10 protein-coding genes and 3 tRNA genes are annotated in these 11765 nt (G+C 29.9%); 2 read left to right on the top strand and 11 right to left on the bottom strand.

Going from position 1 to position 11765, the window contains the following annotated elements:
- The first annotated feature begins 90 nt into the window (after window positions 1-90).
- Both FVE72_RS02845 and FVE72_RS02840 read left to right on the top strand, forming a co-directional pair.
- Entirely contained in the window at window positions 91-579 is a 489-nt protein-coding gene (locus tag FVE72_RS02845) for a hypothetical protein (RefSeq protein ID WP_026737176.1), read from the top strand.
- A 68-nt stretch (window positions 580-647) separates the two neighbouring features.
- Window positions 648-1532 carry an HD domain-containing protein gene (locus FVE72_RS02840; RefSeq protein WP_051411731.1) on the top strand — a complete coding sequence of 295 codons (885 nt, stop codon included), beginning with the start codon at window positions 648-650 and terminating at the stop codon, window positions 1530-1532.
- 200 nt (window positions 1533-1732) lie between these two features.
- Here the strand turns inward: FVE72_RS02840 and hydA are convergent, their stop codons facing one another.
- The 11 genes from hydA to FVE72_RS02785 form a co-directional block, all read right to left on the bottom strand.
- Complete coding sequence (gene hydA / locus FVE72_RS02835; protein WP_026737175.1) at window positions 1733-3127, bottom strand: dihydropyrimidinase; 1395 nt, start codon at window positions 3125-3127, stop codon at window positions 1733-1735.
- Window positions 3128-3131: 4 nt separating this feature from the next.
- Window positions 3132-4598 carry an NCS1 family nucleobase:cation symporter-1 gene (locus FVE72_RS02830; RefSeq protein ID WP_026737174.1) on the bottom strand — a complete coding sequence of 489 codons (1467 nt, stop codon included), beginning with the start codon at window positions 4596-4598 and terminating at the stop codon, window positions 3132-3134.
- Window positions 4599-4782: 184 nt separating this feature from the next.
- Window positions 4783-6096 carry a YgeY family selenium metabolism-linked hydrolase gene (locus FVE72_RS02825; protein WP_026737173.1) on the bottom strand — a complete coding sequence of 438 codons (1314 nt, stop codon included), beginning with the start codon at window positions 6094-6096 and terminating at the stop codon, window positions 4783-4785.
- A 27-nt stretch (window positions 6097-6123) separates the two neighbouring features.
- Window positions 6124-7335 carry a diaminopropionate ammonia-lyase gene (gene dpaL, locus FVE72_RS02820; RefSeq protein ID WP_026737172.1) on the bottom strand — a complete coding sequence of 404 codons (1212 nt, stop codon included), beginning with the start codon at window positions 7333-7335 and terminating at the stop codon, window positions 6124-6126.
- A gap of 236 nt (window positions 7336-7571) precedes the next feature.
- Complete coding sequence (ygeW, locus tag FVE72_RS02815) at window positions 7572-8765, bottom strand: knotted carbamoyltransferase YgeW (RefSeq protein WP_006806698.1); 1194 nt, start codon at window positions 8763-8765, stop codon at window positions 7572-7574.
- A gap of 423 nt (window positions 8766-9188) precedes the next feature.
- Window positions 9189-9872: a helix-turn-helix transcriptional regulator gene (locus FVE72_RS02810; protein ID WP_006806687.1), complete on the bottom strand. Its 684-nt coding sequence runs from the start codon at window positions 9870-9872 to the stop codon at window positions 9189-9191.
- A gap of 178 nt (window positions 9873-10050) precedes the next feature.
- Window positions 10051-10126: transfer RNA gene (locus tag FVE72_RS02805), tRNA-Phe, on the bottom strand.
- A 3-nt stretch (window positions 10127-10129) separates the two neighbouring features.
- Window positions 10130-10206: transfer RNA gene (locus FVE72_RS02800), tRNA-Asp, on the bottom strand.
- Window positions 10207-10213: 7 nt separating this feature from the next.
- Window positions 10214-10289: transfer RNA gene (locus FVE72_RS02795), tRNA-Val, on the bottom strand.
- Window positions 10290-10412: 123 nt separating this feature from the next.
- Entirely contained in the window at window positions 10413-10700 is a 288-nt protein-coding gene (locus FVE72_RS02790) for a hypothetical protein (protein WP_026737171.1), read from the bottom strand.
- 159 nt (window positions 10701-10859) lie between these two features.
- Window positions 10860-11615 carry a DUF4846 domain-containing protein gene (locus tag FVE72_RS02785; protein WP_232049497.1) on the bottom strand — a complete coding sequence of 252 codons (756 nt, stop codon included), beginning with the start codon at window positions 11613-11615 and terminating at the stop codon, window positions 10860-10862.
- Between the last annotated feature and the right edge of the window lie 150 nt (window positions 11616-11765).

The raw sequence follows: 11765 nt of genomic DNA, 5'->3' as shown, positions 1-11765 counted from the left end.
TGTGCTATGATAATATTTATACCCGAACAGGAAACTGTATAAGCCTTTTATTTTCAGTAAAAATAATTAATTTTGAAAGGAACTTAAACTATGAAAAAAATATTTTTAACTTTTTCAGTAATAATATTTTTATTATCTTGCAATAGCAATAAACCTGAAACAAAAAAAGAAGTAACAGAAAATAAAAATCAGGAATATAATAAAATTTTAAACTCAGATGGTATAGAATTTAAAATTTCTTCTGAAAATAAAGATAATAAAAATATCGTCAGCATTTCTACAAAGGGATTATCCGAAGTGGAATATAACGAAACTTTTGACATTGAAAATTACAAAATTGCAAATTCGGAAGTTGCAGATTTGGATTCTGACGGTTCACCTGAATTGTTTGTTTACGCTCAATCAAAAGACAAAGAAAAGTACACAAAAGTCCTTATATTTTCAGTCAATAACAAAAAATCAATGAGTGAAGCGTTTTTTGCCGAAGATAATAAATCACAAAGTCAAAATAAATTTTTCGTTGAAGGAAAACATTTATGCGAAGTTTCTTCCTTCAAATCAGCAAAAAGTCTGTTATAATCTCGTAAACGGAGAAGCATCGAAACTTCTTAAAGCAGATAGCGATTCAAAATAAGGAGAAACCCGAAATGAATGAAATTATTGACGAGTTATACGGGAAATACTATGTAAATGATATAATTTTTGAGATAATGGAAAGTTCTATTTTTAAAAGACTTAAAAACATACATCAGTCAGGCGGAGGATATTTAGTAAACGAATTGTGGAATGTTACCAGATATGAGCATTCTGTAGGTACAATGATTTTATCCTTAAAATTCGGAGGAAATGTTGAAGAACAGATAAAATCTCTTCTTCATGACATCTCTCACTCTGCTTTTTCTCATGTTATAGACTATATTTTGAAAAATAATAACGAAGATTATCATGAGATTATTCAAGAAGATTTTCTGAAAAATAAAGAACTCTTTGGTATTTTTAAAAAACACAATCTTAATCTTGACATAATCATGTCAACTAATTACAATCTTTTGGACGCAGACCTTCCCGATTTATCTTTTGACAGAATAGACTATACTTTCAGAGATTTATTCAGACAAAAACTCATTACAAAAGATGATATAAACTTTTTACTGAATCATATAATTGTTCATAAAAATATATTATGTTTTAATTCGATTGAAGCAGGAAAATATTTTAAAGAACTGTATTTTAAAGAAACTGTGGAATATTTCAACGATCCCTTAAATAAATATATTAATACCGTGTTAGCAAATTTACTGTCTAAAGCCTTGCACGAAAAAATTATTGAATTGAAAGACTTTAATTTCACTGAAGAAATTATATTGGAAAAAATCAAAAATTCCCATTACGAAAAGGAACTTGAAAATATCATTAACAAAAAGTATTTTGAATCTTTTTTACAATCAAACAGAAAAATAGAGATAAAACAGAGACACATAGATCCTTATGTTTTTATAAATGGTGTGATTAGGAGATTGTCCGGGTTTTAATTTTATGATTTTCAGTTTTTGCTCTTTTTATAATTTCATAATAATATTAACCTTTTAAAGGAATGCCTCATAATAAGAAAGCAATATTTTTGAAAAATTTATTATCAAAGTTAACTTTATAAAATTTATATGAGAATAACAAAAATTTATAAATGAGGCATCCTTTAGATTATAGAATTACCGCATGTTTTTAAATTACTTTAGTAAATAACCAGATCATTGTTTTTATATCTTTTTATAAACTGACCATATCCTTCTTCCCCTATAAACTCATTATTTTTAACTATTACTTTTCCTCTTACGATAGTCATTATGGGATATCCTTGTAATTCCAACCCTTCATAGCTTGTATAATCAACATTTTCATGAAATAATGATTTCGTAATATTAATTTTTTTATTTTTATTAATTATTACTAAATCAGCATCACTTCCTACAGCAATTGAACCTTTTTTCGGATACATTCCGCAAATTTTTGCAGGATTTGTACTTGTCACTTCAACAAACTTATTAATTGAAATACGACCTTTCATAACTCCTTCTGAAAATAATACAGGTATTCTTGCTTCTACTCCGGGTGCTCCGTTAGGACATTTTGTAAAGTCGTCTTTTCCCATAGGCACTTTTTCTTTCTCATATGAGAATGGGCAATGATCTGTCGCAACTACCTGGATATCTCCATTCTTTATTCCTCTCCATAATTTTTCCTGATTGGATTTATTTCTTAAAGGCGGACTCATAACATATTTTAGACCTTCTGTTCCGGGCAATTTATACAATTCTTCATCTAAAACAAGATATTGAGTACATGTCTCCACATATATATTTTTTTGTCCTCTTTTTCTGGCCATTTTTACATAATCAAGTCCCATATCTGAAGTCAAATGTACTATATATATCGGTGCATCCCCTACAATATGTGCTAATGTTATTATTCTGTTTATAGCTTCAGCTTCACATTCTTCAGGTCTGCTTTTCGGATGATACTCTGCCGAAGTCATCCCGTTTTCTACATAATACTTTCTTAAATATTCAACAGCTGCATGATTTTCAGGATGCACTGAAACTATAGCATTATTTTCTTTAGCGGTTTTTAATACTTTTAAAGCTTCTTCATCTCCTATTCTCTGTCCATAAGTCATATAAATTTTATAACTTTCTATTCCTTCTTTTATAAGTTCTTTCATATCTTTTATCTTTTCTTCATCCGCATTATAAGCTATAACTCCGTGAAATGAATAATCTATTACTGCTTTTCCGTCTGCGAGTTCATGATAATGTTTTATTCTGCTTTTTAAAGTACTTCCTACGGGACCTTGTCCTATATGGTCTACTATTGAAGTTGTTCCTCCACAGGCAGCTGCAATTGTCCCTGTTCTAAAATCATCGTTTGAAATTGCAATTCCTACATCAAGACTAAAATGAGTATGTACATCTACTCCACCGGGAATTACATAATTTCCTTCTGCATCTATAATTTCATTGTCATCTATATTTAAATTTTCTCCTATTTCTTTTATTACTCCATCTTTAATATAAATATCTCCCGGATATAAATCACTTGCAGTTGCAATTAAAGCATTTTTTATCAACATATTTTTATCCTCCTATTGAATTATTTTTATTAAAAATTTTTATTAGCAAAATATAAACAAACATTCCTATCAGTAAGCCTAAAACATAAGAATTTTCATAAAATATCTTATAAAAAGAGTCTGAAAATTTCCCGAAATATAAAAATAATGTTATTAAGAAAAGTGAAATTATTGCTATTTTATTTACTCCTTTATCATAATAATATTTTCCGCCATCTATTCTGTATAAATCTACCAACTCAATATTTGATTTATACTCCAGCCAATAAGAAGCTAAATATATTCCTGCCATCGGTCCTAAAAAGGTTGCTAAAGCTCCGTTTACTTCATATATATAGTTATTAGGATTTTCCAACACTTTCCAAGGTTGTGCAACTATAGCCAAAAAACCTACAATAATTATGGCTTTTTTGTATGTTAAAAATTTCGCAAAAAGATTAGAGAAGATAATTCCCGGTGGAACGAGATTAGCTGCAACATTAGTTGTTAAAGTTGCCAATATTATAAATATGGAAAATAGAATTACTATTAACGGATTTTTAAATTTCGATACTAATTCAGCAGGATTCCAAATAGGACTTCCAAAACTGATTGCAGATGCTACTGTTCCGCAAATTCCCACAAAAACAATAAAAGCTGTCATTACAGGGGCACCTATAAATTGACCTGAAATTTGTGCTTTTTGAGTTTTTGCATGTCTTGTAAAATCTGATATATTTAAAGCTATAGTTCCATCAAAAGCTATCATTGCAGTTAAAGAAGGAAAAAACAGTTTCCAAAAATTATTTTTTCCTCCTTGTGCAACACTATGGGTTAAAAGTTTCCCAAAACCTCCGGAAACTCTATATGCCCATATTATAACTGCCAATCCCATTATTATTAATACAGGTGCAGCATAACTTTCCATATATTTTACAGCTTTGGAACCGGTATACCCTATGTAAACATTTAATAACAAAAAGATCCCATAACAAACAAATAAATGTCCATTAATTTGTATCCAAGCAGGTATAATAGCTGATATCATTGAATCTACAGCCATACCTCCTATCCAGCATTGAATTCCGAACCAAAAACATCCTAAAAAAGCTCTAACCATTGTCGGAAAAATATTACCTTTAGGTCCAAAAATCAATTTAGATACCAATGGATAACTTATACCGTATTTTGTCCCTGAATGACCAAGAAGTGTTGCAGGTATTATTACAATTGTATGCCCTAAAACAATAACTGAAATTGATTGCCACCAATTCATTCCTGATGCAATTAAACCACTCGCCAACATATAAACCGGAATTGAAACCATAATTCCTATCCATAATGCAGCAATGTCCCAACTTCCCCATTCTCTTTCCTTACTGGAAATAGGTTTTGTATCATTTGTATAAATCGTTTCATATTTTTCTATTTCTTGTAATCCCTCTTTTGTTAAATCCCATATGCCATGATTATCTTGTTGAAACTTTTTCATAAAATCACTCCCACAAAAATAGATTAATTAAAAACTCAATTATATTTCATCCTCCAAAACAAAATATTATCCTTTTATTGAATTTATATTATCATTTAATATTTTTTATCAATATTTCAATATAATTAATTTTTTTGATGCAATTTTTCTAATTTTTTTATTTTATTACAGGAAGTTCTCATTATTATTTTGTTTTATATATTTCAGGTAATGCTGCATAAACAGCTGCACACACTACCAGATCATTTTTCCAGCTTTTTTCATTAGGTGCATGTGCTTGAGCTTCTGCTCCCGGTCCAAACCCTATTACAGGTATTCCATTTCTTCCCATAATTGAAACTCCATTTGTTGAGAATGTCCATTTATCCACAAGAGGTCTATTTATTCTTGTTTCTATAATTGATTTTGAACCTGTTCTTTTTTCTCCATATAAAGATTCATATGCTTCTTTTAAAGACAATGTCACTTTATGATCTTCAGGAAGTGTCCATGTAGGAAAATAACATTCTATAGGATAAACTAATCCTGTATACGACGGTCTATCATAATCATACATTAAAATCGTTACATCATTTTTATATTTTTTAACTGCCGGTAACTGTCTTATTTCTTCCAAACAATACTCCCAAGTTTCTCCGGCTGTCATTCTTCTATCAAGAGAAACAGCACAAAAATCAGCAACTGCACATCTACTTGGACTTGTATAGAATATTTGTGAAACTGTTATTGTTCCTCTTCCAAGAAAATTAGCCTCTTTCCATTCAGAATTATACTTTTTATCCAACATTTTTATTAAACCTTTTATTTCGGTTCCTTCAGAAACACCATTTTCATTTAAAGAACGTATATCCTGCAAAATATCTGCCATTTTATAAATTGCATTATCTCCTCTTTCAGGTGCGGACCCATGACAGGAAATCCCTTTAACTTCAACTCTTATCTCCATTCTCCCTCTTTGTCCCCTGTATATTCCACTATCTGTAGGTTCTGTAGACACAACAAATTCAGGGCGGATCTTATCTTCTTTTATTATATATTGCCAGCATAAACCGTCACAATCTTCTTCTTGTACACTTCCAACTACTAAAATTGTATACTCCGGATCTATTAACTCAAGCTCTTTCATTATTTTAGCTCCATAAACTGCTGAAACGATTCCTCCTAATTGATCACTGGTTCCTCTTCCTCCTATTTCTTCTTCCGTTTCATATCCTTCATAAGGATCAAATGTCCAATTTCTTATTTCTCCTATTCCTACTGTGTCTATATGACCATCAAAAGCTATTATTCTTGGTCCGTTTCCCATATAACCTAAAACATTTCCTTGAGGATCAATTTCAACTTTATCAAATCCTACTTTTTCCATTTCTTCCTTAAGTCTTAATGCATGTCCTTTTTCTTCAGCACTTTCTCCCTTTATTTGTACTAACTCTCTTAAAAATTTTGTCATATCGGATTTGTAATTTTCAGATTTTCTTTTGATTTCTTCATAATTCATCTTGTTTACCTCCAAAAACTTATTATTTTATTTACTAGGATATTCTCCATCCCATACTATATCTGTATACTTATCAGGGTCCGTATTTCCTTCCGTATTAAAGAGCAAAATTTTCGAATTCTCATCTAACTTCAATTTTTTTCGTAATTCTTTATAATAATCGTCTTTCAAAATAGAAAATAAACTTCCTAAAGATACTGCTCCTGATTCTCCCGAAATTATCTGCTGATCTCCTCTTAACGGTGCTGCTGAAATCCTCATTCCTTTAGCTGCTATATAATCCGGACAGGATAAAAAAGCAGTTGCATAATTTTTCAATATTTCAAATCCTATTATATTAGGTTCTCCACATGCCAAACCTGCCATTAAAGTCTGCATATCTCCTCCTACATTTACCGGTTTTCCATCCCCCTGTACTGCCGATCTGTAATAACAATCTGCTGAATTAGGTTCTACTACTATTGTTATAGGAATATTATCTTTATAAGTTGAAGCAAAAAAACCTTGTATAGTTCCTGCTAATGAACCTACACCCGCTTGAATAAATATATGAGTCGGTCTGTCGACTCCGTATTTTTCAAGCTGCTTTTTAGCTTCTATAGCCATTGTCCCATATCCTTGCATAATCCATGTCGGTATATCGGTATATCCTTCCCAAGCCGTATCCTGTATTATTACTCCGTTATTTTTTTCAGCATTTTTAGCTGCAAGCCTTACAGCATCATCATAATTCAATTCTGTTATACTCGCCTCCGCCCCTTCAGATAAAATGTTCTTTAATCTTGTTTTTGAAGAACCTTTAGGCATATAAACCACTGATTTCTGTTTCAATTTATTGGCTGTCCATGCGACTCCCCTACCATGATTACCATCTGTAGCAGTATAAAAAGTAATTTCTCCCAACTCTTTCTTTACTTTTTCAGATATTAATTTTTCATAAGATAATTCTGAAATATCTTTCTCCAATTTTTTTGCCAAATATTTTGCCATCGCATAAGAGCCGCCTAAAACCTTAAAAGCATTTAATCCGAATCTATAAGATTCATCTTTTATATAAATTCCTGAAACCCCTAAATTCTTAGATAAATTATCTAATCCTACTAAAGGAGTTTCGCAATATTGCGGAAAACTTTCATGAAACTTTTTAGCCTTAATTACTTTATCTTCTGTTAAAATCTCAATACTTCTATCTCCATCAGATTTAGACATTGTATTTAAAATCCACTTGATTTTTTCCATAATTAAATTTTTCCCTTCTTAATTTTTTTATGACTGACAATTATATGATATCAATTTTACCTAAATATTTTTTTTGATACTAAATTATTTTTTGAATCAAAAGAAAAAAAATAATTGAACTTTTGAATGTACTGAAAAAATCTATACAATTATATACAAAATATAACTATTTATAATTTTTCTCTGTTAAAAGACTTGATAAAATACACAACCTTTTATTATTCTCCTATAATTCTCTAGAAATTCCATCGAATTTTATTTTGAATCATAAGATTTTCCAATGTTTTTTCAGGTTCTTTTACTTTAGATAAGAATATCATAGCTGCTATAATATAGGGTTTGAAACTTGCTTGCTTATATAAGGGTATTCTATATCTATTAAATACTGAAGCTTCTACTTCACCTTTCTCACAGGAAACTCCTGAAATATCAGCCGGCAAGCAATGTAAATATAAAGCTTTTCCATTTTTAGTATTTTTCATAAATTCTTCAGTACATTCCCAATCTTTATGCTTTGAATTTTCTTCTAACAACTCTTTCTCTAACTCTTTGATTCCCTGAGTATCCCCATTACCGTATAAAACTGTTCTTTTTTCCATTGCTACAAATGGTGCCCAACTCTTCGGATAAACTATATCTGCATTTTTAAATGCTTCTTTCATATCATTTGTAACTTTAAATGTTCCTCCTGATTCTATAGCATTTTTTTCAGCTACTTTTTGAACTTCAGGCATAATTTCATATCCTTTAGGATGAGCTAGCACCACTTCCATCCCAAATCTTGTCATAAGACCCACTATTCCTTGAGGTACACTTAATGGCTTTCCATAAGAAGGAGAATATGCCCAACTCATAGCAATTTTTTTCCCTTTTAAATTCTCCACTCCACCAAATTCATGTATTAAATGTAACGCATCTGCCATACTTTGAGTTGGATGATCTATATCACATTGAAGATTTACTAAAGTAGGTTTTTGTTCCAATACACCGTCTTTATTTCCTTCAGTAACCGCATTAACTACATCATGCATATATTTGTTTCCTTTTCCGATATACATATCATCACGAATACCTATAACATCTGCCATAAATGATATCATATTTGCTGTTTCCCTAACTGTTTCACCATGGGCAATCTGACTTTTTCCTTCATCCAAATCCTGAACTTCTAAACCTAACAAATTACAGGCAGATGCAAAAGAAAATCTGGTTCTTGTAGAATTATCTCTAAACAATGAAATTCCTAATCCTGAATCAAATATTTTAGATGAGATATTATTTTCTCTTAAATATCGAAGAGCATCTGCTACTATAAAAACAGCATCTAGTTCATCTCCGGTTTTTTCCCATGTCAAGAAAAAATCACTATTATACATGCTCTTAAAATTAAGCTTTTCTAATATTTTTATATATTTTTTTATATTTACCATTGTTTATCACTCCTATTTTACTTATAATTGTTCATTTAATATAATTTATATGATTTTCTACGGGAAATACATAATTTCTTTTAAAAATTTTATTATTACTTTTTTGTATTTTTTTGCATCTTTTCTAATTTTACTAAAATCCATTGTATTTTCCTCCTTTTTTAAAAGAAAATTTTATCATTTTAAAATTCTAATAAAACAAAATGCCTCTTTACTTTTATTTTACCCCATTAAATATAAATTAGCAAGAGAAATCTAAAAAAAATTTTTTTATCTAATTTTTTTTTAGTTTTTTTGTTTCGCCGGGAACAAAGTTCACAGTTATTTATTATTCATATAATTTTTTATAAAAAAAAGAGAGTTGTCCTATATTTACAACTCTTTTTAAATATCATATTCTATTCTACTTACAGTTATCTTCTCCTAGACTATTTCTTTTTTAGAAATTATTTTTTTATTATCTTTTTCGGTATTTTTTATATCTATATAACTATATAAAGTGTATTTTGAAATCCCGAAATATTGAGAAATCCTATCACCTGATTTAGTTATTAAAAATGCTCCTGCTTCATTTAAATATTTTATGGCTTTTTTCTTTTCAATCTTTGTCATGAGAGGAGCAGGCTTCCCTATTAATTCCACAGATTTTTCTATAAGACTCTCTAATAGATCATTTACATTATTCGGTATTTCTATAGCCTCTTTATTTTTATCTTTCCCTGTACTGATGATAGTTTGTATAGCTGCATCCACTACTAATAAATGAGTTATATCATAATTTATTGATAATACGTATTTCAATCTTTTTTTAGTCTTATCAGAAAAAAACAAAGTACTTGACTTTAATATTTTTCCGTCTTTTGTTTTAGTCAAATAACAAAGATTATCTTTTATTTTAGAAAGTTTTTTTTGAGAAGATTCCAAAATAATTCTTGACGGTCCGTCTCCTAAATGTCTGCCTGAAACATGTCCGTTTTTTATATATACAATTCTGCTGTCATGTCCATCAGATTTTATATCATGAATCAAAACTTCACAATTTTCTCCAAAATGTTCTGCTATACTTTCTCCTATTTTTTTTAATGCTTTTAAAGTACAATATTCCATAATTTATACTCTCCTATTATTACAGTTAACTATCAATTTACATTTTTGTAATGCTACAAGTTTATTATAACATAACATCTAGCTATATCGAAAGAAATTTTTACATTCCTGTACTCACAAAAAAATAATTGACAACTCTATTATTGTCAATTTAATCAACTTTTTTATTTAAACTGAATGGTGCCCAGACGCGGAATCGAACCACGGACACAGGGATTTTCAGTCCCTTGCTCTACCGACTGAGCTATCTGGGCAAATGGCGGAAGTGACGAGACTCGAACTCGCGACATCTTGCGTGACAGGCAAGCACTCTAACCAACTGAGCTACACCTCCATAAAAATGGTGGTCACAATTGGGCTCGAACCAATGACCCCCTGCTTGTAAGGCAGGTGCTCTCCCAACTGAGCTATGCGACCACTTCTTAATGCTTAATTATTATACTACATTTTTTTTACAATTTCAACTATTATTTTAAAATTTTTACAAAAAATCAGACAAAAATTTAATCCTACCCAATAATCCCCCCTTTTATTTAATTATTAAAACTCAATATTTCTTTCTCTCATTTTTTCTTCCATTGTTTTCTTAAGTTCAGGAATAAATTTTTTCTTTGCCAAAAAGAATCCTACAGGACCTCCGTAAAATATAAATATTGTAGACATCACATCCAATCCTTTATATTCTTTCACGATTCTTTCGTCAGTCATTCTTTTTGAATTGAATACACGTTTTATTCTCATTTGAAGGCAAAAATTCATAAAATATGCCAATCCTACCCAAGCTGCAATTATTATTGCTATCACAATTATAAAGTAAACAATTTCCATAGTTTTATTACGATAAATAAAATTTAATATTTATCCTTTTCTCCTTTCTCAAATCTGTTTGAGATTATACCATAAAATACTTAAATTTTTAAAAAATTTATATAAATTTTAACATAATCCGTTTCATACCCGGTTTTCCAAATAAAATCTTTTACTTCCCTAAAAACTTCTTAATTTATCCACAGAAAATCTCCATTGAGGAGTTACAAGAATATCTTTATTTTTTAACGAATACCAGACTTTCATATCACTATTTTCAGGATTTATAAGTATTTGTGTCTGTTGTGCAGGCATGTAGGATTGGGCTAACATAAATATTTTTTCTCCTTTATCATTTACAGCCATATCTACGATTATTACTGCATGACCGGGACTTCCACCCATTATAAATACATCTCCGATTTTCATATCTTTCAATGCTTGAGGTTTCATTTCATTTTCCAAAGAAAGAGTTCCCGAATATGCAAAAACTATAGTCATAAAATTTCTGAAATCTTTGTATGTATTTGAACTGCCTGTTTTTTTGTAATAGGAACCTTTGCCCTCAGGATTTATTCTGTATCCTTCCATCCATTTGGAATATTTTGCATCGAATCCCGAAACAAATTTAAAATTTATTTTGTCATATTCTTTTTTTGAATAAAAATATTCTCCTCTCAACAGCATTATCGCATCTGCACATTGATGCAAATCTCTGTCACCTATTTCCACATCTATAACACTGTCGTATATTCCCTCACTTCTTTTAGCTTCTCCGTTAAAAAATAAAGCTTTTTCTCCGTAAGGTTTCAATTTCTGATTTCTCAAAAATTGTGCAAAACTTCCTTCTTCCGCCTGTACTCTTTTATATCCTGCAGGCACATTATACCTTGTTTCTATTGTAGTTCCCTTCGGATTCACAATGTTATTTTTCATATTCTCTTCATTTTGCTGTATAGTTTGTGAATTATCATTTTTCACATCCTTACTTTGGTTTTCGGAATTACAGGACATTTGCAGACATATAAATACAGCCATTAATAATTTATTAAACTTCAAATTCTTATTTTTCCCCATGGATAATCC

This window comes from Pseudoleptotrichia goodfellowii (assembly GCF_007990505.1).
Taxonomy (GTDB): Bacteria; Fusobacteriota; Fusobacteriia; order Fusobacteriales; family Leptotrichiaceae; genus Pseudoleptotrichia; species Pseudoleptotrichia goodfellowii.
This window is presented reverse-complemented; position numbering and strand designations above follow the sequence as displayed.